This window comes from Nitratidesulfovibrio sp. SRB-5 (genome assembly GCF_019931275.1).
GTDB lineage: Bacteria > Desulfobacterota > Desulfovibrionia > Desulfovibrionales > Desulfovibrionaceae > Cupidesulfovibrio.
Window position 1 is genome coordinate 965,402 of sequence record NZ_JAIOTY010000002.1, and the last position, 24,095, is coordinate 989,496.

The 24,095-nt window shown below is 68.1% G+C and carries 18 protein-coding genes and 1 tRNA gene; 6 read left to right on the top strand and 13 right to left on the bottom strand.

What is annotated here, in order from left to right; translation table 11 throughout:
• Positions 1-303: 303 nt before the first annotated feature.
• The 5 genes from K6142_RS11420 to K6142_RS11440 all read right to left on the bottom strand — a co-directional run bounded on the left by K6142_RS11420 (position 304) and on the right by K6142_RS11440 (position 7,399).
• Entirely contained in the window at positions 304-2,724 is a 2,421-nt protein-coding gene (locus tag K6142_RS11420) for a Cache 3/Cache 2 fusion domain-containing protein (protein ID WP_190245167.1), read from the bottom strand.
• 306 nt (positions 2,725-3,030) lie between these two features.
• Positions 3,031-3,831, bottom strand: a complete 801-nt coding sequence (locus tag K6142_RS11425; protein WP_190245168.1) for an RNA methyltransferase — start codon at positions 3,829-3,831, stop codon at positions 3,031-3,033.
• 190 nt (positions 3,832-4,021) lie between these two features.
• Entirely contained in the window at positions 4,022-4,531 is a 510-nt protein-coding gene (locus K6142_RS11430; RefSeq protein WP_190245169.1) for a DUF456 domain-containing protein, read from the bottom strand.
• A gap of 168 nt (positions 4,532-4,699) precedes the next feature.
• Positions 4,700-6,004: a phenylacetate--CoA ligase family protein gene (locus K6142_RS11435; protein WP_190245170.1), complete on the bottom strand. Its 1,305-nt coding sequence runs from the start codon at positions 6,002-6,004 to the stop codon at positions 4,700-4,702.
• 246 nt (positions 6,005-6,250) lie between these two features.
• A complete protein-coding gene (locus tag K6142_RS11440) occupies positions 6,251-7,399 on the bottom strand; it encodes a DUF1786 domain-containing protein (RefSeq protein WP_190245171.1) in 1,149 nt (382 codons plus the stop codon).
• Between the two features lie 346 nt (positions 7,400-7,745).
• On the opposite strand from K6142_RS11440, the gene K6142_RS11445 reads away from it, so the two are divergent.
• Together K6142_RS11445 and K6142_RS11450 are read left to right on the top strand one after the other, a co-directional pair.
• Positions 7,746-7,832 (top strand) — tRNA-Leu (locus tag K6142_RS11445).
• Positions 7,833-8,170: 338 nt separating this feature from the next.
• Positions 8,171-9,640, top strand: coding sequence for a cytochrome c peroxidase (locus tag K6142_RS11450; RefSeq protein WP_223290380.1), 1,470 nt, complete (start codon positions 8,171-8,173; stop codon positions 9,638-9,640).
• Between the two features lie 137 nt (positions 9,641-9,777).
• On the opposite strand, the gene K6142_RS11455 is transcribed toward K6142_RS11450, so the two are convergent.
• Complete coding sequence (locus K6142_RS11455; RefSeq protein WP_190245172.1) at positions 9,778-10,701, bottom strand: LysR family transcriptional regulator; 924 nt, start codon at positions 10,699-10,701, stop codon at positions 9,778-9,780.
• Between the two features lie 196 nt (positions 10,702-10,897).
• On the opposite strand from K6142_RS11455, the gene K6142_RS11460 reads away from it, so the two are divergent.
• The gene (locus tag K6142_RS11460) at positions 10,898-11,362 is read left to right on the top strand and encodes a carboxymuconolactone decarboxylase family protein (RefSeq protein ID WP_190245173.1); all 465 of its coding nucleotides are present in this window, start codon (positions 10,898-10,900) and stop codon (positions 11,360-11,362) included.
• A complete protein-coding gene (locus K6142_RS11465; protein WP_190245174.1) occupies positions 11,359-12,240 on the top strand; it encodes a sulfite exporter TauE/SafE family protein in 882 nt (293 codons plus the stop codon). The genes K6142_RS11460 and K6142_RS11465 overlap by 4 nt, the downstream gene beginning before the upstream one ends.
• Before the next feature lie 96 nt (positions 12,241-12,336).
• Here the strand turns inward: K6142_RS11465 and K6142_RS11470 are convergent, their stop codons facing one another.
• From K6142_RS11470 to K6142_RS11500, 7 genes are all read right to left on the bottom strand, one after another.
• Positions 12,337-14,181 (bottom strand): potassium channel family protein, encoded by a 1,845-nt coding sequence (locus tag K6142_RS11470; protein WP_190245175.1) that lies wholly within the window; start codon positions 14,179-14,181, stop codon positions 12,337-12,339.
• A gap of 341 nt (positions 14,182-14,522) precedes the next feature.
• On the bottom strand, positions 14,523-16,076 hold the full coding sequence (locus K6142_RS11475) for an L-lactate permease (RefSeq protein ID WP_190245176.1): 1,554 nt from the start codon (positions 16,074-16,076) through the stop codon (positions 14,523-14,525).
• Positions 16,077-16,375: 299 nt separating this feature from the next.
• Entirely contained in the window at positions 16,376-16,636 is a 261-nt protein-coding gene (locus K6142_RS11480; RefSeq protein ID WP_190245177.1) for a hypothetical protein, read from the bottom strand.
• 406 nt (positions 16,637-17,042) lie between these two features.
• Entirely contained in the window at positions 17,043-17,612 is a 570-nt protein-coding gene (locus K6142_RS11485) for a hypothetical protein (protein ID WP_190245178.1), read from the bottom strand.
• Between the two features lie 570 nt (positions 17,613-18,182).
• The gene (locus K6142_RS11490) at positions 18,183-18,368 is read right to left on the bottom strand and encodes a hypothetical protein (protein WP_190245179.1); all 186 of its coding nucleotides are present in this window, start codon (positions 18,366-18,368) and stop codon (positions 18,183-18,185) included.
• Complete coding sequence (locus tag K6142_RS11495) at positions 18,365-18,580, bottom strand: hypothetical protein (protein WP_190245180.1); 216 nt, start codon at positions 18,578-18,580, stop codon at positions 18,365-18,367. The genes K6142_RS11490 and K6142_RS11495 overlap by 4 nt, the downstream gene beginning before the upstream one ends.
• Positions 18,581-18,703: 123 nt before the next feature.
• Positions 18,704-19,150 (bottom strand): flavodoxin, encoded by a 447-nt coding sequence (locus K6142_RS11500; RefSeq protein ID WP_190245181.1) that lies wholly within the window; start codon positions 19,148-19,150, stop codon positions 18,704-18,706.
• Positions 19,151-19,756: 606 nt separating this feature from the next.
• Between K6142_RS11500 and K6142_RS11505 the strand changes: the two genes are divergently transcribed.
• Both K6142_RS11505 and K6142_RS11510 read left to right on the top strand, forming a co-directional pair.
• On the top strand, positions 19,757-20,407 hold the full coding sequence (locus tag K6142_RS11505; protein ID WP_190245182.1) for a DedA family protein: 651 nt from the start codon (positions 19,757-19,759) through the stop codon (positions 20,405-20,407).
• A 255-nt stretch (positions 20,408-20,662) separates the two neighbouring features.
• Positions 20,663-23,863: a PAS domain-containing protein gene (locus tag K6142_RS11510; protein WP_190245183.1), complete on the top strand. Its 3,201-nt coding sequence runs from the start codon at positions 20,663-20,665 to the stop codon at positions 23,861-23,863.
• Positions 23,864-24,095: the final 232 nt, after the last annotated feature.

Below are 24,095 nucleotides of genomic sequence, written 5' to 3' on the forward strand. Positions count from 1 at the left end.
CGCCGTCCGCGCAGCGGATGGAAACGGTAAAAAAGAGGGGGGCGCCGCATGGCGCCCCCTAGGTTGTTGACAAAGCCTGCTTTTGGACGCCTCCGGCGGCCAAGGGGCTACCGCCCCTTGGAACCCCATGCTTTGTGACCTCGTAATATCCAGGAAATACAAATGAAAGTTTTTGGGGGAGGGGGTGCGGGGGAGGAGACCCTTTTTCAAAAGGGTCCCTCCCCCGCAAGAATTTAGGTTTGTCATCAACCTGGGGGGCGCCATGCGGCGCCCCCTTCGTGTCGTTTGGCAGGTGGCCCTGCGTCAGGCGCGCATCTCGGCGGTCAGGCGGCGCAGGTCGCCCGCCAGTCCGGCCAGGTCGTGCACCGCCGTGGCCGAGCGGGACATGATCTGCGCGGTGTCCTGCGCGATCATGTTCACCTCTTCGGTGGACCGGCTGATCTGCTCGCTGGCGGCGGACTGCTGCTCGCTGGCCGTGGCGATGGAGCGTACCTGGTCGGCGGTCTGGTCCACCATGGTCACTATTTCCTTCAACGCGCCGCCGGACTTTTCGGTGAGTTCGGTGGAGTGCACCACCGCGTCCACGGCTGCCGCCGTGGCCTGCACGTTGTCGCGTGCGCCGGACTGGATGGAGGCGATGGCCTGCCCCACCTCGCGGGTGGCGCCCATGGTCTTTTCGGCCAGCTTGCGCACCTCGTCGGCCACCACGGCGAATCCGCGCCCGGCGTCACCGGCGCGGGCCGCCTCGATGGCCGCGTTCAGCGCCAGCAGGTTGGTCTGGTCGGCGATGTCCTCAATGACCTGCATTACCCGGCCAATGTCCTCGGCCTGGCGGCCCAGCCCTTCCATGTTGGTGCGCAGGTCCATGGCCAGGGCGCGCACGCCGGTGATGGCCTGTACCACGTCGGCCACCAGGTGTTCGCCCTCGTCGGCCTTGGCCCGCGCGCCCTCGGCGTTGGCCGCCGCCTGCGAGGCGTTGTGGGCCACCTCCAGCATGCTGGCGTTCATCTGTTCCATGGCCGTGGCCGTCTCGGAGGCGCGGGCGCGCTGCCTGTCGGCGCCGCCGTTGGCGTCCTGCACCTGATTGGCCAGTTCGTCCGCCGCGGTGGCCACCTGACGGGCGATGGCGTCGGCCTGTTCGGCCACGCGGGTGATGGCGGCGTGCTGGGCCTCTGTGCGGGCCTGCTGGGCGCGCAGGTCGGTGACGTCGGCATAGATGGTGAAGGCCCCGATGAGGGTGCCGTCAAGGTCGTACAGCGGGGCCACGTCCACCTGGGCGTGCACGGTCTTGCCGGTCTCCGTGGTCAGGTCCACGCTCAGGTTGCACTCGGCGCTGCCGCTCTTCAGGCAGCGGCGGGTGGCCATGTCGTCCACTTCGCGGCCATACACGAAGCGGTCCAGCTGCCTGCCCTCCCAGTCCTTCGGGGTGCCGGGGCGCTCGAGCAGGCGCACCAGCGCGTCGTTGGTGAACAGCACCTTCTCGTCGGGCGAGCTGATGGCAAAGGGCATGGTCATGCCGTTCAGCACGCCCTGGGTGAAGCCGAGCTTGTTCTTCATCTCGGCCACCATGGCGTTGACGGCGCCAATGGTGTCGCCCACGGCGTCGCGCGCCCCGTAGCGCATGGTGGCGGAAAAATCGCCCGCTGCCACGGTGCGGGCATAGGCGGCCAACTGCCCCATGGGCTTCATCAGTTCGCGCACCAGCAGCCACACGAACAGCACCGCCAGCGCCAGTGCGGCCACGCCGCCGCCCGCCGTCCAGCGCAGCATGTCGGTGTCCGCGCCCTGCAACATCTCGTCGCGGGTCATGGCCACGGCCAGGTACATGTCCCACGGCTCGAAATAGCGCACGTAGCCCACCTTGTGGCCCTGATACTCCCATTCTAGGAATCCGCTGCGGGTTTCCAGCATCTGCTTGCCGTAGACGTCCTGCTGGATGTTGGTGCCGGTGCGGGTGGGGTGCAGCACGCGGGTGCCGTCGGGCGCGAAGATGAAGGTGTAGCCGCGCCCTCCCACCTGGGCCTGGCCGAACATGGTGCGGAAGGCTTCGGTAAGCAGCGGCTCGCCCACGAACAGCGCGCCGACGACCTTGCCGTAGGCGTCCTTTATCGGGCGGTAATGGGTGCGGAAGGCCTTGCCCATGACCATGGCCCGGCCCGTGTAGTCGTTGCCCGCGGCAATGGCCTTGTATACGGGGCTGGAGTCGGGGATGTAGGTGTGGATGGCGCGCTTGCCCTGGGCGTCGGTGATGGTGGTGGCCACGCGCAGCAGCTTGCCGGGCAGCAGCACGAACAGGGTGGCGTCGGAACCCACCGTGTGCTTGTGTCGTTCCACCAGCGCGTTGGGCGAGAAGGGCTGGGGCATGCCGTCGCTGCTCAGTTCGAAATCCGGCACGGATACGGTGGATGTGGCCCCGGTGGTCTGGTCCGTCACCTGATGCGTGTCGGCGCCGGACGCGCCGAGGTTCAGTTCGCCCTGGCCCAGCAGCCCGCTGACCAGCGCTTCCAGGCTGTTGTGCAGCGCTTCGCCGCCAATGCGATCCTGCATGGCCGCCACGTCGCACATGGCGTCCATGAACCCGGCAAGGTTGTCGCGCCCCATCCTGTTCAACGTACCCTGGGTGCGCCAGGCCACCAGGCCGGACAGGAACACAATGGTGCACAGCACCACGCCGATGACCCCGGAGTACATCTTGGTGGTGATCCTGAGTGTGTCTAGCCGCATTGTCGTAGCCTCCCGTTAACGGTCCCCCACAGGTACGTAAGCCCCCACTCCTTCGACGGGGGGTTGCCCTTTTTTTCACAATAGGTCAATCGATTTTTGCATACACAAGTGTCAAGATTTGTTTGTAATATGCTGAATTGAAACAGTAATGGTATTGTATGGCAATGTCGGGAGATGTGCAGGGCGCCCGCCCGTGGTGCTGGACCAATGCACAGCGGCCCGGTGGAATGCCGGGCCGCTGCGTGGCGTCGTGCCGAAACGGAGGGGTGCATGGCGTCGCGGTGATGGGGCGACGTGGCGGGGGAGCTAGCTTGCGTTTCCGGTGTCGTCCGGGGGAGTGTTTTCCGTGGCGGGGGCAGCGTGGGCCAGGGCGGCCATGCGTTTCACCTGGCGGCATACGCCCATGACCAGGTCGAATTCGTGGCGGCGCAGTCGGGTACGCCCCAGGAAACGGCGCACCGGCATCATGAAGTAGTCCGGGTTGTCGGCGCGCAGGTAGTCGATGGCCAGCAGGGTGTCGCGCAGGGTGTCGTGCAGGAGTTCCAGCTCCGCGTGGTTGGCCAGGCGCGAATCCGGTGCCGGGCCGGGGCGGAAGGGATGCGCCGCCGTGCCCTTCAGGCATTCGTACAGCACCACCAGCACGGCCTGGGCCAGATTAAGCGACGAGGCTTCCGGCGCGGTGGGGATGGTCAGCAGACGGTGGCAGTGCTCGATCTCGTCATTGGTCAGCCCCCGGTCCTCCGGGCCGAACACCACGGCCACCCGATCGCCTCCGGCCAGCACCGGGCAGGCCTCTGCCGCCGCGCGCTCGGGCGAAAGCAGTTCGCGCCGCCAGCCGCCGGTACGCGCCGTGGTGCCGAACACCACAGCGCAGTCGGCCACTGCCTCGGCCAGCGTGGCCACCACGCGCACCCCGGACAGGATGTCCTGCCCTTTGGGCGTGGCCAGCGGCGCCGCCTTGGCCGGGTCGCCGTTCGCCTCGCTCCAGCGTTCCGGGTCCACCAGCACGATGTCGCGCGCGCCCATGTTGGCGCACGCCCGGGCCACCATGCCCACGTTTTCCGGAAACCGGGTCTTTACCAGTACCACCGTCAGGTTGTGCAGCATTGTCGTTTGGGGAAGAAATGTTAGGAGAAAGAGGGGAGGGAACCGGGGGAAGGGAGGGAATTTTTCGCTCTGCGGTCGCCATCCGTAATGTTCGCGCTGCGCGCTCACAAACGGCTGCCGCAAAAGTTCCCTCCCTTCCCCCGGACCCCCATCCCCCCCTCAAAACTTTTTAGTTGTTTTGAGGGGACATCTACGCGGGCCAGACCTGCCCCGCGCCCATGACCGCCACCACGGCCCCTGCGGCGAACTTGAGCGACAGGCCCAGAAACTTGCCGACGAACGCGCCCCACGCGGCCTGCCGGGCCGCGTCGCGCGGGCGGCCATGGCTCAGTTCCGCAAGGTAGCAGCCGAACCATGCCCCGGCCAGAGCGCCGGGCAGCGCCCCCAGCCCGAACAGGAAGGGCGCGCCAAGAATGGCCCCGGCGATGGCCCCCAGAATGCCGCCCAGGTTGCCCCGCCCGGTGGAGCCGTACCGCTTGCCGCCCAGCATCTGCACGCCGAATTCCAGCACTTCGCCCACGGCGGCGGCACCGATGACCGTGGCAAAGAACCACGTGTCCATGCCCGGCGCGGCGGGGGCCAGCAGCTTCCACAGCGCCAGCACGCCCACGGCCAGCCAGTTGCCCGGCAGCCCGAACACGTTGAGCCCGATCATGCCGAACAGCACGATGATGCACAGGGTGGCGAGAATGTAGTCCATGGTGATTTGGTTGTTAAGGTATGGGATCGGGGCCACCGGCAGGCCATGCTGCCTTGATGGTCTCAATTGAAACGTTTTGAAGGAGGGGTGGGGGTGCGGGGGAGGAGAGGAAACTTTTGGAAAAGTTTCCTCTCCTCCCCCGTGTGGATTTCAACAGGATTCCGGATTCTACAAGGCGGGGCGTTCGCGCAGGTCCTGCACGCGCTGGGCCTTGCCTTCGCTTTTGGGCAGGCTGTTGTGCTGGACCAGGTCCACCTTGGGGGTGACCAGGATTTCGTCGTGGATGCGGCGGGTGATGCGTTCGCGCAGGCCGTGCAGCTTGCGCATGTCTTCCTCGAAGTATTCGTCGCGGATTTCCACCTTCACGCGCAGCACGTCGCGGAAGTCGTCGCGTTCCAGCACGATAAGGTAGTTCTGGCCCACTTCGGGGAAGCCCATGAGCACCTGTTCCACCTGCATGGGGTAGATGTTCACGCCCTTGACGATGAGCATGTCGTCGGCGCGGCCCAGGATTCGGTCGAGCCTGCGGTGCACGCGGCCACAGGGGCATTCGCCGGGCAGGAACCGGGTCAGGTCGCGGGTGCGGTAGCGCAGCACGGGCATGCCCTGACGGCACAGGGTGGTCATGACCAGTTCGCCCACCTCGCCGTCGGGCACGGCTTCGCCGGTGGCGGGGTCGATGATTTCGGCGATGTAGGCGTCTTCCCAGACGTGCAGGCCGTTCTGGTGCACGCACTCGAAGGCCACGCCGGGGCCGTTCATCTCGGACAGGCCGTAGGAGTTGTAGGCCTTCAGGCCCAGCATGTCCTCGATGCGGCGGCGGGCTTCCTCGGTGTGGGGCTCGGCGCCGATGAGGGCGATGCGCAGGGGCAGTTCGGCGGGGTCTTCGCCCTCGTCGCGCAGGGCGGCGCCCAGGTACAGCGCGTACGAAGGGATGATGTGCGCCACGGTGGTCCGGAAGTCGCGCACCAGCTTGACCTGGCGGCGGGTGTTGCCCGCCCCGGCGGGGATGGTCAGGCAGCCAAGGCGCTCTGCGCCGTAGTGGATGCCGAGGCCGCCGGTGAACAGGCCGTACCCGGCCATGTTCTGGAACACGTCCTCGCGGCGGATGCCCACCATGTGCATGCAGCGGGCCATCAGGTCCGCCCACGAATTGAGGTCGGACTGGGTGTGGTAGACCACGGTGGGGGTGCCGGTGGTGCCGCTGGAGACATGCATGCGCACCAGTTCCGACTTGGGCACGCAGATCAGCCCGTCGGGGTACTGGGCGCGCAGGTCGTCCTTGCTGGTGAGCGGGATGCGCCGCACGTCGTCCAGCGAACGGATGGAACCGGGGGTGACGCCCGCCTCCTTCAGCCGTTGGCTGTAGAAGGGCGACTTCATGGCCTGCTCCACGGTGTTGCGCAGGCGGACGATCTGGGCGGCGGTGATGGCCTCGCGGCTCCAGGTTTCGGCGATGTCGAAGAATTCCATGGCACCCCTCTTTATGGTTGCCCGCGTGGCGGGCCGTGTTGGCCGAAAAAAACGTGTGCCTGGCTGGCGTTGTGGTCAGCAGGTGGTGGAAGTGCCCACCTGTCGCGAACCGGGCAAGGCCGCCGCATGGGGGCTGAACCCAGCCACGCGGTCGGGCAGCCTGCCGCCGGGGCGGCCTGCCCTGTCGCACGGGCGGACAGGGCCTGCTAGGGCCAGTTAAGGCCTGTTAGGCCCTGTTAGGCCCTGTTAGGCCCTGACGCGCAGATCCAGCCCGTGCAACAACCCGTGGCAGCCCGCCAGCATCATGTCGCCATGCGGGGCGATGAACTGGCCGTGCCCGCGCAGCATCTCGCGGCGCGGCCCCAGCACGAAGGCGGGGCGAAAGCCTTCCGTCTCCGGCGGGATGTCCGGGGCAAAGGCGCTGCCGTGGCCCCCGGCGGCCCGCACCTGCTCGTCGGGCAGCCAGCACAGGCGGAATTCGTTCAGGTCGTGCAGCAGGCTTTCGGTGGTCAGCATGCCGGTGTGGTGCTCGTACACGCCCCACACCCGCTGGCGGAACACCAGAAAGGCGATGGTGTGGCTGTTGCCCGCGTTGACCACCAGCACCCCTTCGCGGGCGCTGCGGGCCTGCACTTCGGGCAGGGCCAGCGCGCCCAGCACGGCGGCCGCGCCGGTATCGGCCACGGGGCCGCCGCCGATGGCGCGCTGCAAGGTGGCCAGGCGGGTGAACTGGGCGGGCGGTACGTCGTAGATCAGGCTGGCCGGGTTGGCGCCTGCTTGGCCGTCACCGGACTGGCCGTCCGAGGAATTGTTGAGAAAATCGCGCCACAGTTCGAAGCGGCCCACGGTGTTGGACCCCTGCGGGTGATGCCCGTGGTCCTGCGCGGCGGCCACCACCAGATGCGGCTGCGGCAGGCCGCAGGTATCCAGCAGGGCGCGCCAGAAGCCGGGCTCGTAGTCGGCCAGACGCACCGGGGCATGCCCGGCGGGGCAGGATTCGGCGATGTCCACGCCAAGGGCGCGCACCCGGTCCGGGTTGTCGTGCAGGGCCAGGGCCGCCTGCGGGTGGGCGGCCATGCGCAGCCCGGCGGCCACGTGGGCCTTCACCGCGCCGAAGAACCCGCCGCCCATGTTCTCGCCGTGCAGCCAGATGTGGCGGCCCTCGGCGGTGAGTTCGGCGATGCGTCTGGCCACCCGCCGGGCGGGCGTGGGCAGCACGAAGCGCGGCCAGTTTTCCGGATTCAGGCCCGGCATGGTCAGCAACACGTCCTGCGTGCCGCTGCCGATGTCCAGGCACAGGATGCTGCCGGGCGCAGGGGCTGCGCCCGTGGCGGCTTGCGTGGATGCGGACGTGTTCCGGGCCTGCTGGGCGGGGTGAAAGTTGGGTATGTTCATGCTTGGGTGAGGTTCGTGTGGATTCGGGGTGGCTGCGGCAACGCAGGCCGTGCCGTGGCATGGCGACCCGTGCGGGTTGCCGGAAAGGGCCGCTGCGGCGGCGGATGAAGGCAGAGTGCGACAGTACATGCAAACCCGCAACCACCGCAAGCCGCCGAGGGCGCGGCGGAATGCGCGCGGCGGCGTGCCATGAGGGGAGGGCCGTTTGGCCGTTTTCCGCCGCGCGCGGAGAAGGCGGCGGAAACCCGCGCCGAGGGTTTGCCGCGCATCGGCATCGATGGTGCGGAAAAACGCCAGAAAGTGCTTGCCAATCCGGGGCATCCAGCGCTATACGGTCGTTCCCCGTGCCGAGGTGGTGGAATTGGTAGACACGCTATCTTGAGGGGGTAGTGGGAGAAATCCTGTAAGGGTTCGAGTCCCTTCCTCGGCACCATATTTCGAAGAGGCCGCAGCGGTAACGCTGCGGCCTCTTTCTTTGCGCCCTCCGCGCGGCAAGGGTGTGGGAAAATAGGAACAAGCAGGCATCGATGCTTTGTGGGATTAGCCATTTAAATCATGATGTTGAGTGCAAGGCGCTATAAGCCGTATCAGTAATAATTACTATTGCTAAAATAATGATTTTCGATATAGTCCCCCCAGCGATTGGGGTCATCAAATGATCCAGGGTGTTATCGAACCCTGCGACCTTGCGGCACAGGCCTGGAAGATGGCGACGCTCGTGAGGTTTCGCACAGACCGTGGGCATGCGGATGCCCGCGACAGGAGGCGATGATGCGAAAGGGAACAGCACGGATGTTGGCGGGTTGGGCCATTGCGGCGGCCATGGGGTTTGTCGCGCCCGCCCTGTGCGCAGTGCCCGGCGCGCACGCGGCAGCCGCCGAAAAGGGAGCGGAGGCCCGGCAGCCGGTGAAGGGCGTGCCGCAGATGGCCAAGTTCAAGCAGGTGTCCGAAGTGGTGCGCGACAAGTGCATGGCCTGTCACAGCCGCGACTACGATCTGCCGTTCTACGCCAGGGTGCCCGGCATCAAGCAGATGATCGAGAAGGATTTTCGCGACGGCCTGCGCGCCATGGACCTGAACGTGGAACTGGTTGACGCGGCCCCGGGCTCTGCCCAGGGGAATGGCCAAGGCTCTGGTACTGGCGCACCCGTGGGCGAGGCCACCATCGCCAAGATGGAATGGGTGGTGCTGAACGAGACCATGCCCCCCGCCAAGTTCACGGCGGTGCATTGGGGCAGCCGCCTGACCGCGGAAGACCGCAAGGCCATACTGGAGTGGGTGGCGGCCACGCGCGCGGCCCATTACGCCACCGACGCCGCGCCCAACCGCGCCAACGAGCCGTTGCAGCCCCTGCCCGCGTCGCTGCCCACCGATGTCCGCAAGGTGGCCCTGGGCGAACGGCTGTTCAACGACAAACGCCTGTCTGCGGACAACACCCTGGCCTGTTCCGGCTGCCACGCAGAGGACAAGGCGGGCACCGACAACCGCCGCTTCGCGGAAGGCATCCGCAAGCAGTTCGGCGACATCAACGCCCCCACCACCTTCAACGCCGTGTTCAACACCCGCCAGTTCTGGAATGGCCGCGCGGCCGACTTGCAGGAACAGGCGGGCGGCCCGCCGCTGAACCCCATCGAGATGGGTTCCAGGGACTGGCAGGAGATCATCGCCAAGCTGGCCGCCGACGCACCGCTGACGGCGGAGTACGCGGCCCTGTACCCCGGCGGCTGGAGCGCGGCGGGCATCACCGACGCCATCGCCGAGTACGAAAAGACCCTGATCACCCCCGACAGCCGTTTCGACAAGTGGCTGAAGGGTGACGACAAGGTCTTGACCCAGGCGGAACTGGACGGTTACCAGCGCTTCAAGGCGTACCGTTGCTCCAGCTGCCACGTGGGCAAGGCCGTGGGCGGCCAGTCGTTCGAATACATGGACCTGAAGGCCGACTACTTCAAGGACCGGGGCAACCCGCTGGGCTCCGACGCGGGCATGAAGGACTTCACCAAGAAGCCCGAGGACCTGCATCGCTTCAAGGTGCCCAACCTGCGCAACATCGAACTGACCGCGCCCTACATGCATGACGGCACCGTGACCACCCTGGACGACGCCGTGCGCATCATGGGCACCTACCTGTCCGGCATGCCCATTCCCGAAGGCGACCGCGCGCTCATCGTGTCCTTCCTGCGCACGCTGACCGGCGAATACAAGGGCAAGCCGCTGACCGGCGTTGCCGTGGCGAAGTAGCGGCTGGCGGCGCGGCCGCACGCGACGCGGTGGCCGCATTCGACCGGCAACGATACTGCGATACATGACGCCCAAGGGCGGAGCGGGATTTCCCGTTCCGCCCTGTTCGTTGGTGCGGGGCAGGGCAGACGAGGCAGTCAGGGCCGGAACAGGTCGCGCAGAATCCCGGCGAAAAAGGCGGCAGCGGCGGGCACCTGCCGCCGGGCGGGCAGGGCCAGCAGCACCGGGACGGACAGGGTGGTGTGCATTCCTGGGGCATCCGTTCGGGAAGATTCCACGAGGGCGGTGGCGTCCAGCGCGCGCAATTCGCCCCGGTCCACCTCGTCGCGCACGGCGCACAGCGGCACCACGGCCACGCCCAGCCCCGCCGCCACGCACCGCTTGACGATGACGATGCTGGAGCATTCCAGCACGGACCCGGGCTGCACGTGGGCGGCGGCCAGGGTCTGTTCGATGGCGGGGCGCAGGCTCCACACGTGTCGGGTGAGCACCAGCGGCTGGCCCGCAAGGTCTGCCGGGGTTACCCGGCCATGTCCGGCCAGCGGCGATCCGGGCGCGGCGATGCACGCCAGCGGTTCATGGCGCAGGGTTTCCATGTCCACGCCATCGGCGGCAAAGGGGCGCCCCAGCAGCAGTGCCAGGTCCACCTCGCCGTGGCGCAGGTCCGCCGCAAGGCCGTGGCGCGAGGCCGTGGCCACGTGCACCCGCGTTGCGGGAAAGCGCGCGCGGAAGCGGCGCAGCGCCTCCGGCAGGCAGAGCATGCCGAGGCTTTGCGACATGCGCACGGAAAGCTCGCCGGAATCGGCATCGTGGGTGACGGCGCGGCGGGCGTCGTCGGCCATTTCGGCAATGCGCCGTGCGCGGGGCAGCAGCCGCCGTCCGTGGTCGGTGAGCAGCACGCGGCGGCCCGTCCGCTCGAACAGCGGGGCGCCCAGATCCTCTTCCAGTGCGCGGATCTGCGCGGTGACGGTGGAGGGGGCGTAGTGCAACGACTCTGCCGCCTTGCGGAACGAAAGCCCGGCGGCCACGGCCAGAAAGGTCTTCAGGTGGCGGATGTCCATGTGATGCTCCGGGGGCTCCAGGCGTTGTTCCCGTGGCTGAGGCCGCGCGATGTGGCGCGGCAGTATTGTTCGAAATTCATGAATCAGGTCTTCATGACGATTCGTTTGTTGCGAAGCGTGCCATGCGGTACCTTGGCAGACAAGGAAATACCCGCATCGTGCAATGATTCGTGAAACGTGAATCGAGGAGCCCGCCATGAACGACCAACTGCGCGCGCTGACCGTACAGCGCAAGCGCGCCCATTCCCGGCTTGCGGCAACGGGCGCCCCCGTGTACGCCGCCTTTCTGGACATGGAGCGGGCCGCCTACGCGGACGGCGCGCTGCCGAAACGCCACAAGGAACTGATTGCCGTGGGAATTTCCGTGGTTCTGGATTGCCGTTCGTGCATGCAGTGGCACATCGAGCAGGCGGCTGCCGCAGGGGCCGGCCCCGCCGAGGTGCTGGAAGCGGTGGAGGTGGGCATCGAGATGGGCGGCGGACCGGCCACCGTGTCTGCCCGCTTTGCGCTGGAGGTCATGGACGAGGTTTTCGGGGCGCGGTGGCCGGACGACGTGAAGGCGGGCATCGCCGCGCGCCGGGGCGTCGCCAAGGCGAACGCATTCGATGCCGCGGTCATGGGCGCCGGGCAATCCGAAGCCGGTGGCGAGGGTGCGGCATGACCGACTTTTTCGCGCAGGCCGCATCCCTTGCGGGGGATCTGGCCGCCACGCTGCATGCCCCCTTTCCCGCGCTGGTCGATCTGCACGGCCTGAGCGACATGCGCGACATGCGTACTCTGGGCGCGGTAAGCGCGGCGGCGCTGGCCGCCGGGTTCACGCAGGGTTTCGCCGGGTTCGGCTCCACGGTCATTGCCCTGCCCCTGCTGGTGGCCGTGCTGGGCATGCGGGTGGCCGTGCCGCTGGGCTGCCTGATGGCGCTGACCATCAACGTGGCGCTGGTGGGCCGTCTGTTCGGGCACATGCGGCGCGGACCGCTGACCGTGTTGCTGCTCACCTCGCTGCCGGGCATGGCCGTGGGCGGCAGGCTGCTGTCCGTGGCACCGGAGGCGTGGCTGGAAGGATTGCTGGGGGCCATGGTGCTGGCGTTCACCGTGTTCGCGGCCCGCACCGCGCCCACTGGCAACGACGACGGCGCCGCCCCACCGTTGCATGCGGCGGGCACGCCATTGCGCCACGTGGTCACCGTGGCGGTGGGGCTGGTCAGCGGCGCTCTGGGTGCGGCGGTGGGCATCAACGGCCCGCCGGTGGTGGCCTGGGCCATGCGCCAGGGCTGGGGCCGCCACGCGCTGAAGGCCACCCTGGCCGGGTATTTCCTGCTGGCGGGGGTGGGCATCGTGGGGGCGCAGGGCCTGCACGGCGAACTCACCGGGCGGGTGCTGCTGCTGTTCTGCGCCGGGCTGCCCGCGCTGGCCGCCGGGTTGTACGGGGGGCACCTGTGCTTCGGGCGTCTGGACGAGGCCGCTTTCCGCAGGGTGCTGCTGGGGCTGTTCGCCGTATCCGGCGCGGGCCTGCTGTGGCGCGCGGCGGGGCTGGGGTAGCCGCCGTCCGGCGGGCAGCGGGCATCCGCCATGGGACACCCGACATAAGGCATCCGGCAGCGGGCAGTCCGGCAGCGGGCAGTCCGGGGCAGGCCCTTACGCCTCTTCGCATTCCTCGTTGTCTGGGTAGCGTTCCAGAAAACGTCGTTCGGCCTCGGAGTCGCCGATCAGGATCAGTTCATCGCAGGAGCGCAGCAGCAGGGCGGGGTCCGGGTTGACGGAAAGACCGCCCGGCCCGCGCAGGGCCACCACGCTGCACCCGGTCTCGTCGCGGATGCCGCTGTCCTTCAGGGTTCGCCCGGCAAGGCCCAACCCCACCGGGGCGCGGAAGATGTTCAGCCCTTCGCTGAGCATCAGCACCTTGCCGGGGTTCAGCAGGTTGATCACCGTGTTGGACACCAGCGATCCGTGCGACATGACCAGGTCCGCCCCGGCCTTGTGCAGGATGCCGATGTTGCGGTCGAGCGTGGCACGGGTGATGATCTGGATGTCGGGCCGCAGCCTGCGGCAGTAGATGGTCAAGTAGATGTTCAGGTCGTCGTCGTGGGTGGTGACCAGCACGGCGGGGGCCTCGCGGATGCCCGCGCGCTCCAGCACGTCGAGGTCTGCGGCGCTGCCGGTGATGGTGTGGGTGTCGTCGTGCACCAGCCGGGGGTTTTTCTCCACGATGCGGTAGTCGATGCCTGTTTCCGCAAACTGCCGCGCCGCGGCCAGCCCCACGCGCCCGCCGCCCAGGATGAGCACCGGCGCGTCGGATGCGGGGGCGGTGGATGTTCCGCCCGCGCGGCCATGACGGCCCGCTTCGCCAGTCTTGCCAGCCGGGCCAGCCGGGCCAGTCTCGCCAGTCGGGCCAGCCGGGCCCGCTCCGCCAACTCCGCCAGGCGTGCCGTTCACGCCGCGTCCCCCGATATAGCGGTCAAAGGCGTCCATCTGCTGGCGCGTGCCCGCCAGCACCAGCACGGTGCTGGCCTCCAGCGGCGCGCCCGGACGCGGCAACTGGAACCGGCCACGTTCCCACACCCCCACCACGTTGACCCCGGTGACCTTGCGCAGGTCGCTGTCGCGCAGCGAATGGCCCACCAGGCCGGTGCGCATCACCGGGGCCTCGGCCACCACCAGGTCGTCGAAGCGGCCCACCACGCCGGTGCGCATGTTTCCGGCCAGGGTGCGCCGGGCAAGGCCCTGCCCCAGCATGTTGGAAAAACGGAACACGTGGGTGCCGCCCGCCATGGTCAGGATGTCCACGGCCTCGTCCTGGTCGGCCCCGCAGACCACGGGTATGCCGGGGCTGGCCTCTCGCGCGGTGAAGGCCACGTTGGTGTTGCGCACGTCGCCGTCCAGCGCCACCAGCATGGCCGCCTGTTCCACGCGCAGCCGCCGGTAGGTTTCCGGGTCGTCGTAATCGCCCACGGCCACGGAAAACCCCTGATCCTGCAAGTCCAGCGCGGTCTGGGCATCGGCGCACAGCAGCACGTAGGGGTGGGCATACTGGGCCAGGTCGCGCCCAAGGCCCAGGGCCGTGGCGTCGCCGCCCACGATGATCACGTGGTCGCGCGTTTCGGCGGGCAGTTCGCGCGGGGCGCGCAGGCGGGTCTGCGCTTCAAGCCATGGCGCGTAGAAGAACTGGATGAAGGTGAACGGCAGCATCACCAGCAGGAAGATGATGCCGGAAAGCAGCACCACCAGCGTGAACAGCTTGCCCGTGTCGCTGAGAAAGGTGATGTCTCCGAAACCCAGCGTGGACATGACCGTGAGCGTCCAGTAGAAGCCCGTGGCCCACGAGTAGTCGCGTCCCTCGTAGTCCATGATGACGTGGAACAGCACGCTGTACAGCGTGATGACCGCCACCAGCAGCAGCACGAAGCGGAACAGGAAGCGCATGTTGCGCTGGGCCGAGCGGCTCTGCATGAAAAAGGCGATCTGCGAGGGCAGGAACTTCATCGGGCATCCTCTGCTGCATCGGAAAGGGAGTGTCGCGGGGCCTTCATGCTATCAGCGCGGGCGGCGGGACGCCAGCGGGCGAAATGAAGAAGGCCGGAAACGGGTGCGTTTCCGGCCTTCGGTTGTTTCAGGCGGGATGCCCAGGCCAGGGGCTGTTTCTAACTCAGGTTTTTCGTTCGTGGGCAAAGAGAACGAGCCTGCCATGAGGGAGTATGCCTCAGCCGTTGGCGAGTCTTCGAGGCGTACGGATGAGGGCCGCAACGCGCTCTAATCGTATTTGCCCGATATGGCAGGCAAAGTTTGACGTGCCAACGGGCGAAAGGACAATCTAGAAAGAACTCCTAGGGGAAGGCCCAGAACAGGGTCATGACGGCGCACACCGTGGTGATCAGCACCGAGATGACGAACGCGGGCCGGATGGCCTGCGACGCCTCGCGGATGCGGTCGATACTGGCCGCCGCGTTCTGCAGCTTGGCGGGCGATATGACGCTGGCAAGCCCGCCGCCGATGCCGCTGGCCGCCGCGATGACCAGTCCCGACGCGCCGATCTTTTCGGCGGTGGACAGGTGCAGCTTGGTCAGCATGGCGATGGACGACGATTCCGAGCCGCTGATGAACCCGCCCAGCAGGCCCAGGTAGGGCGCCACGAAGGGGTACATCTTGCCGAACAGCGAGGCCGATGCGTCGGCCATGACGTAGACCATGTTGTGCAGCGGCTGGGCCAGGGACCAGTCCGCGCCCTTGCCGGAATGATTCATGACGTAGGCGATGGCGAAGAAGACCGAGGCGGACATGAACGGGCGCCCGGCGCGCTTGCCAGCCTTGACCAGCGCGGTGGACACCTGCTGGCGCGTGGCCTTCATGAGCGGCAGCGCGGCGGCGGTGCAGACGAGTACCCAGAAGTAGGCCTGCCAGAAGATGCGCAACCGCTCCGGCGACTTGGGGATGATTTCCAGCGGCATGGACCACTGCTTGAAGGTCAGGTCGAAAAACGGCAGGAACGGCGCGTTAAGGATCAGCGAAACCACGGTCAGGATGATCCACGGCGAGCATGCGGCGGCCAGCGAGTGGCGCCGCTCCGCCGCCAGATCCGCCTCGTTCAGCAGGCTGCGGTCGCACAGGGGGCGGCCCGTCAGGCGGATGTACAGCATCAGCGCCGCGATGACCGCAAGGCCCGCGGCAATGCCGGTAATGGTCACCAGCCCCAGCTTGGCCATGAAGATGGCCACCAGGCCGGCGGTAAGGCCCGCGATGAGCGCGGGCACGATGCCTTCGCGCAACATCTTCATGCCGCCGGCAAGGTACAGCATGCCCAGGGCGATGCAGGTGGAGATGGCGGGCATGAACCGGGCGAAGTAGCCGCCCACCTCGGTCACCGGCAGGCCCACGAAGTTGGCGTAGACCACGGCGGGGATGCCCAGCAGGGCGTAGGTGCACAGCGCGTCGTAGCCCAGCGCGGGCAGGATGATGGCCGCAAAGGTGGAATAGCCCAGCGCCAGCATGATGGGCGGCAGGATGGACACCGTCACCGCGCCCAGCGAGGTGAGCAGGATGCCGAAGCCCACGTTGATCAGCATGATCTGCACGGCCTGCTGGCCGGGGGCCACGCTTTTCATCAGCGCCACCACGCGGGACACGGCCCCGGTTTCCTGCATGACGGTGATTTGCAGGATGCTGGCGGACATGACCAGGGCGATGGGCAGCGAGGCCACCAGGCCCGCCACGGTGGACAGCAGGATGACCGTGGGCGCGGTGTCGAAGTACAGCCAGGCGATGGCGGCGGCCACGGCCCAGCCGATGTACCCGGCGGTGTCTGCCGCCACCCGGTACACGAGCAGCAGCACGAAAATGGCGATGACGGGCATGAAGGCAAGCAGAACGGACAGGGCATACATGGGGTGCTGGACCTCCTCGTGAAATGTTCTTACCGGTCCCGGCGGCGCGGCACCGCTGGCGGAACGTATCCGGTGCGGCGCGCCGTTGCGGGCCGGGCGGCCTGCGGTGCCGCGCGTCCCATGCCTGCGACGGCCATGGGGCGACGCCAGCCGCTGGCGGGGTGCGCGGGCCGTGGTGGCCGAATCCTCGTGGTCATGTCCCTTTCCTCCGTCTGTCGTTCATGGCCGCCGCGCGGCATGAAAAAAGGCCGGGTGCACCTGCGGTGCGCCCGGCCATGCATGCCATGCGAGACGCCCGCCTAAGCTGCCCGGCAAAAGTAATAGAAGTAAAAGAACGCCCCGTTGGAACGGGGCGCTAGGAATACTTCAGGAGTGGCGGCCAGGGGCTGGCGGGACGAAGCGGCCACGGTGCGTTTGGCACACGGGGCGGAAAGGGCCACGGAAGCCGAAACCGATCCCCGGCCCGCGTCGGCGTGGTCCTGCGCCGGACGAAGGGGGGCATTGGGCGCGGCGGCCATGGTGGGCCGCGTTGCGGGACGGTGTTCGGTGCTGGCGGTCATGCGGTACCTGTGTACGATGTCGGGGGCCAGGACATGGCGCTGCCATGTCTTCCATGGTGCCGCGCACTTCCTTGCGTCATGGCTGCGTCGTGCGGTGCATGGCGCAGGGCGGCTGCGGCGCATCCCGAGAGTGGTGCTGCAAACATGCGGAGCGCCACCCGGCGGGATGGGAGCGAGAATAGGCGGGTCCGGTGGGGAAGGCAAGCGGAAAAGCTCCGAAATCACAAAAACGTCAGCATGGCGGGGCGGTGGGAGGCACGCTGCCGTCGGTGCAACGCTTTGGGTGACGGATGCGTGAAAATGGGGCGCGGCGTTCCGACCACCGGAACGCCGCGCCTTGGCCGTATCCGGCGCATGGCCCCGCACGGTGGGGCCACGGAGGCCGGACGGCAAATGCATGCCAGCCCTACGCCGGGGGCGGGGCGGTGAATTTCGCCATGCCAGAGGGCGGCGGGGGCAGGTGGCCGGGCAGGGGCGTGCGGATGCCCGTTTCGCGAATGATGCGCTGGCGCATTTCGATGGCCAGATCCTGTTGTTTAGCTGTCACGTCGCGCAGGGCCGCCGCGTTGCGGGCGGTTTCGTCCGGGTTGGGCGCGGCGCGGGTCAGCGAGGCTTCCAGCGCGACCCATGCGGCATAGTGTTCCTGATGCAACGCGGCGAAGCGCGCGGCGAACGCGGCGCGGATGTTCCGGATGATGGAACGCTGCTCTGCCGTGGGCGGCGGGGGGGCGCCATGGGAGGCGCCAGTGGGAAACGCGGACGGCGGCGCCGGGGGAAACCCCATGCCCGGGAGGGGCGGGGGCGGCGGGGGCGGCTGTCCCCGGTCGTGCCCCCAGTCGTGTCCCCATTCGTGCCCGGAATCGGACCGCAAGGGGGAGTGCAGCTGCCCCACGGCACGGGCGGTCACGGCGGCAAGGGCCATGCCCGCCAGCAGCAGGGCCACGCAGGTCCCGGTACGCACGGTGGCTGGCAACATTTCCATCTCCTGGATAACCGGCCACGCCAGAGACGCAGGCATGCGCGGATCGCCGCCGCATCCCGTGGCGCGCAGGGCCGGTGCATGGAAATGCTATCGTCCGTATCCCGCGCGGCTCAACCCGTGATTCGGTTAAGAATTGTAAAGGTGCCGATATGGTGGCGTGGTAGGAAACGGTTGCGTGCGCACTGGGAAGGGCAACGGCGAATTCCCGTAGGCGGTCGCCGCATGGGGGCGGCCACCAGACGGGTCGGTCACCGGACAGGTTGGGCACCGGACGGGTCGGTCACCGGACAGGTTGGGCACCGGACGGGCTGGGCGGCGGATCGAGTGTGGCGGTTTCTGGAGAATTCGCCCGGACAGGCGAAGGGAAGGGCCGGAAGAAGGAATCACGAGGGGGGGATCCGTGTGCGGCCCGGGTGGTTGCCGTGCGGCTGCACTCCGGCCAGCGGGCGTGACCGCGCTACCGTGTGACCGTGCCAGTGCGGCGGTGCGCTGCGTGGCGGGGGGGACGGCGTCAGGGGGGGGGCGTCAGGCGTCGTCGTCGGGGCGCTCGTCCGCTGGCGCGGGTCAGCCCAGCAGCAGGGTGGCCACGGTGATTTCCAGCAGCAGCGCGGCGGTGATGAGCAGGGCAAGGTCTTTCATGGCGTGTCTCCGGTACCGGGCGGCGCGCCACTGCGCCCGCCCGGCTCGGTCTTGTCTGGTGTGTTGCGCGGAAGGCGGAAGCCAGCCCGCCGCTACGCGCTGTTGCGTCATGCTCCGGGGCGCCCCGTGGCGGCAGCGGAGGACCGGAGCACCTCGTCCGCTCCGTGGACGTGGTCGGCACCGCCAAGCCCGTCAGGGCCGAGCTGCCCCGCAAGGGCAAGATCGTGTTCCCTGCGGTCGTCACTGGTGATGAGGCGGCGCAGCGACCCGGCGAAGCGCCGGGCCACCACGCGACCGGAACCGATGGAGCAGGCAAGGGTCATGGCATGGTCCTCCGTGATGTTGCGATGCGGCAGGGCCGCGCTGGCCCCGCCGACATGGTGGCGGGCGGGGCAACAGCAGGGGCGGCAGCGGGGACGGGGCGGGGTGTGTGAAGGCGGGCGACCCTACAGGGCGGCCACCACGCGCCCGGCCCAGGCGGAAACGTCGTCGCGCATGGTGCGCGGATCGCCGTCGATTTTCAGCGAATCGGCCACGATGTCCGCGCCAAGGCCGGACAGGCGCTCTTCGATGGCATCCACCGCGCCGCAGAAGTAGGTGTAGCTGCTGTCGCCGCAGCCGAAGCAGGCGGCACGGCCCTTGCCCGCGCCCGTGGCTTCCAGCGATTCGTACAAGTGGATGAAGTCGTCCTGCAGTTCGATTTCGTCGTCGCCCCAGGTGGAGCAGCCGAACAGCACGAGGTCGCGGCCCTCGCACAGTCCTTCGGCCTCTACCTGGCCCGCGTCGCGGATTTCAACGCTGTGGCCCGCTTCGGCGATGTCGCGACCGACGGTTTCGGCGACCCAGGCGGTGTTGCCGGTGGTGGAACCGTAGACGATGAGCACGTTGGCCATTGGAATCCTCCAGGTGGGTGGTATCTGTGAGCGTGTCGGTGTTCGAGTGGGGCCACCCGTCAGGTGGCCCGACTACACCGTTCCGCCTGGTGGGCGGACCCAATGGGCCCAATAGGCGGGCCGGGCAGGGCGGGATGTGCGCATCCTGCGGAACGTGCCGCGTGCGTGCAGGGGGTGGCGTTCCCCGTCCGCCCCGGGTTGCAAGGCCGGGACGGACGGGAAAGGCCGGAGGCTGGAATACGTGGGAGTGATGTGGGCATGGGTGGGCGTCGTTAGGGTTGTTCGTTGAGGGAACCGTAGTGAAAATGAAAATCCTTTTCAAGCAAAAAGCGCAGCTCCCCGCAAAAAAGATCCGGCACCCGGCGGATTTCCGCCCGGTTTCGGCCTTTCGCAGGCATATGCGAGCCGACCTGGTAAGTCGGCCTTGCGAGCCGACCTTGCATGACGTTGCAGGGGCTTGCGCGCCGGTCACGCCGGTCACGCCGGTCACGCGCAGATTGCGCGCCGCTTGCACGGGGGCGCGGCGTGGCGTAGAGAGGCGAGGTCGCATTCCCGCGGCCCTGGCCGCACCGCAACACGCCGTGAATACCGGCACCGGAGCCTTTCGTGGACATCCTGGGCATTTTTTCCACCTTTGTTTCCTTCCTGCTGCACGTGGACAGGCACCTGTTCGAACTGGTCTCGAACTGGGGCGTGTACACGTACGCCATCCTGTTCCTGATCGTGTTCTGCGAGACGGGGCTGGTGGTCACCCCGTTCCTGCCCGGCGATTCGCTGCTTTTCGCGGCGGGCACCATCGCCGGGGCGGGGCACCTGGAATACTTTCCCCTGGCCTTCACGCTGCTGGCAGCCGCCATCATCGGTGACGCGGTGAATTACCGCATCGGGCGCTACGTCGGGCCGCCGGTGTTCGAAAGGAACTATCGCCTGCTCAACCGCCAGCACCTGTACCGGGCGCACGAATTCTACGAGCGCCACGGCGGCAAGGCCATCGTGCTGGCCCGCTTCGTGCCGGTGGTGCGCACCTTCGCGCCCTTCGTGGCGGGGGTGGCGGCCATGGACGCCCGGCGTTTTCTGCTGTTCAACGCCAGCGGAGCCGTGGTGTGGGTGGGGCTGCTGGTGACGGCGGGCTACTTTCTGGGCAACATGCCATTGGTGCAGCGCAATTTCAGCCTGGTCATCTACGGCATCATCGTAGTGTCCGTGCTGCCCATCGTGTTGGAATACATGCGCGCCGTGCTGCGCCGGGAGCGTTGACGGCGTGAATATATTGCGCAAGCAAACATTTCTTTGCATTCCTGCGCCGCACCCCGCCTGCACTGGCGGGGTGCGGCGTTCTTCATGATGCCGACCGGTTGCCCCGCGTGATTTGGACGATGATGCAGTGCCTTGCCGTACCGGTACGCTTTTTCCGTTGACGCGGTACGGCTATTGAGTAGTGTGGCAACGTCGGATGTGCTCGCGCCGGTTCCTGGGGGGATTCGCGCGCGAGAGAACGCAAGGGGCAGCGTGATGCAGGATGCAAACGACGCGGGCAGCCGTGAATGTCCGGAAGACGCGGAGTCTTCGGAACTGCTCTGCCGCAAGAATCGGCAGGCCGATCCGGTCGATCCGGACGTGCCAGCCAGCCCGGACGTGCCAGCCATCCCGGACGTGCCAGCCATCCCGGACGGGCAATCAGCCGGTCCGGCGGAACAGTTGCGGCGCGAGGCCGAACTGTTTCGCGGCGTATTCCGCAACATGAACGCGGGCGTGATGGTGTTGCGCCCCGTGCGCGCCCATGGGGACGACTGCGCCGACTTCACCCTGCTGGACATCAACCCGGCGGGCGAACGGCTGAGCCGTCTGACCCGCGCGGAATCTACCGGCAGCCTGTTGTCCGGCCTGCTGCCCGTCCCGGTGGCCGCCACCCTGCGCCAGGCACTGGCCCGTGCGTGGCGCAGCGGCATTGCCGAGCATCTTCCCTCCTTTCTCTACAGCGACAAGATACGCGGCTGCTGGCGCCACTACTTCATCAGCCGCGCCGATTCGGGCGACCTGCTGCTGATCTACGAGGACGTCACCGAACGCTACATGGCCCTGGCCAACCTGGCGGCCGGAGAGGAAAAGTACCGCGCCCTGGTGGAAAACACCCCGGACATCGTCATGCGCTTTGGCGGCGATCTGCGCCTTAGCTACGTCAACGCCGCCGTCGTTCCCTATCTGGGACCGCCGGAAGCGCTGATGGGGCGCGGGCTGGGGGAACTGGGCCTTGCACCGCAGGTGGCGGATTTCTGGGCGCGCCAGTTGCGCGGGGTGCTGGAATCGGGCCGTCCGGTGCAGACCGACTACGTGTTTCACGGTACTGCCGGGCGGGTGCTGTTCGACTGGCGGCTGGTGCCCGAGCTCGGTGTGGACGGGGGCGTATCCTCCGTGCTCAGCCTGCTGCGCGACGTGACCCGCCAGCGCTCCACGGAGCATGACTTCCGCACCCTGTTCCGCAAGCTGATCACCAGTTTCGCCGTGCACGAGGTGCTGCTGGACGCCGGGGGGCGGCCCGTGGATTTCCGGTTTCTGACGGTGAATCCGGCCTTCGAGGCCATGGCTGGCCGCCGGGCGGAAGACGTGCTGGGACGCACGGCCAGCGAGGTGTTCGGCCCGCAGGACTCGGCATGGATCGCCGTGCTGGGCCGGGTGGCCCTGACCGGTGAGCCGCTGCACACGGAACGCTATTCCCGCAACATGGGAAAATGGCTGGAGATGACCGTGTACCGGGTGCGCGAACGCCAGTTCGCCATCATTGCCGCGGACATCACCGAACGCCGCAACGCCCGGCGCGAGCGCAGGCTGAGCGCGGCGCGGCTGTCGGCCCTGCATCGCTTGTCGCGCATGGACGCGGCGCCAGAACGGTCGATCATGCGCTTTGCGCTGGAACAGGCAGTGCGCCTGACCGGCAGCGAATTGGGGTATCTTGCCCTGGTGGACGGCGGGCGCGTGCCTTCGGACGGCGTGCTGTGGTCGCATCTGGTGATGGAGCCGGGGAGGCTGGCAACGCCTTCGGGCGCCCTGCCTGAGGTCGGGAGAGACGGCGGGACAGCCGGCGGGGCAGCCGGTGAGGCAGGCGGCAGGGCAACCGTGGCGGGGCCGTGGTCTGAAGTTGTGCGCTCCGGCCAGCCGGAAATCCGCAACGGAGCCTCTGCCGGGGGGGCTGGCGCGTCTGGCCTGTCTGGCCTGCCGGGCGAGTCGGGCGCGGAACCGGCCCACCGCGTGGGCGGCATGTCGCTGTGGCGTCACCTGGCCGTGCCCGTGCTGGAAGAGGGGCGGCTGGTGGCCGTGGCGGGCGTGGCCAACAAGGACCTGCCCTACGAGCGGGCCGACCGCCGCCAGCTTGAGCTGTTCATGCACGGCATGTGGGAACACATCGCGCGGCGGCGGGCCATGGTCTCGTTGCGGCGCGCCAAGGACGCCGCCGAGGCGGCCAACCGCTCCAAGGACGAATTTCTGGCCAACATGAGCCACGAACTGCGCACCCCGCTCAACGGAGTGCTGGGCATGCTGCAACTGCTGGACGGTCCGGACCTGAGCGACGAGCGGCGCGGCTACCTGCGCACGGCGGTGGAATCCGGCCATGCCCTGCTGCGCATCATCGACGACCTGCTGGATATTTCCGCGCTGGGGGCGGGCGGATCGGGCCTGCGCGACGAGCCGTTCGACCCGGCGGCGGTACTGCGCCAGGTGGCCGAAATGGTGGATCCGGCAGCGCGGCGGCGCGGGCTGGCGCTGGGGCTCATCGCCGATGCGCTGCCCCGGCGGGTGCGCGGCGATGCGGCGCGGCTGCGCCAGGTGCTGTACAATCTGGTAGCCAACGGGGTGAAGTTCACGCATCAGGGCGGCGTGGACATCCTGGCCTGCCCCGTGGGCGGCGACAGGCTGCTGTTCACCGTGCGCGACACGGGCATCGGCATTCCGGAAGAAAAGTTGCCCGTGGTCTGCGAACCCTTCGCGCAGGTGGATGGTTCATCCACCCGGCGCTACCAGGGGGCCGGGCTGGGCCTTGGCATCGTGCGCCGCCAGGTGGCGCGCATGGGCGGCACCATGACCATGGAGAGCGAGGAAGGCGTGGGCACCTCCGTCCATGTCTGCCTGCCGTTGCCAAAGGTGGACGCCGCCAACGGAACGAGCGGGGTGAACGGGGTGAACGGGGTGAAGGGGGCGGGCAGGGCAAACGGCGTGAACGGCAGGGCGCATGACGGAGCCCATCGCGCCGGTTTGGCATCCCCCGCATCTCCCGCATCTCCCGCATCTGGGGAATCCTGCGCGGAGTGCCGCGCGGCCACGGAGGCGGTGGCCCGGGAATTGCGGGCGTTGCGGGTGCTGGTGGCGGAAGACGACCTTATCAACCGGCTTACGGTGCAACGCATGCTGGAACGCGAAGGCCACCGGGCGGTGTGCGTGGAAAACGGGGCCGATGCTGTGCGCGCGGCGGGCGAGGCGGACTATGACATCATCCTCATGGACATCCAGATGCCCGGCATGGACGGCACCGAGGCCGCCCGGCGCATCAACGACCTTGCGCGCAGCACGGGCCGGACCCGCCCGCCCATCGTGGCCCTGACCGCCCATGCCCTGCGCGGCGACCGCGAACGGTTCCTGGAGTCGGGCATGGACGACTACATCGCCAAGCCCCTGGAGCGCGACGTGCTGCGCCGGGTATTGCAACGCTTGTCGAACTGACGGGGGCACTGCCGACGACAATCCCCTTTGGGCCGCGCGGGTTTGGCACCCCTCGCCGTCCGCCGCTGGTCCCTTCCGTTTTTTCGCGTTGTTCCCGCCCGCCGTACGCGGTTGCGCCAAGCCGCGCTTTCGCGTACTCCGGGGCCACGCCGGGCGCACACCGCGCCCCGGTCTTCCCGTCCGCCCCGCCGCCCTCCGCCGTCTGGCCGCCTTTCCGGCGCCACGGCCCGTC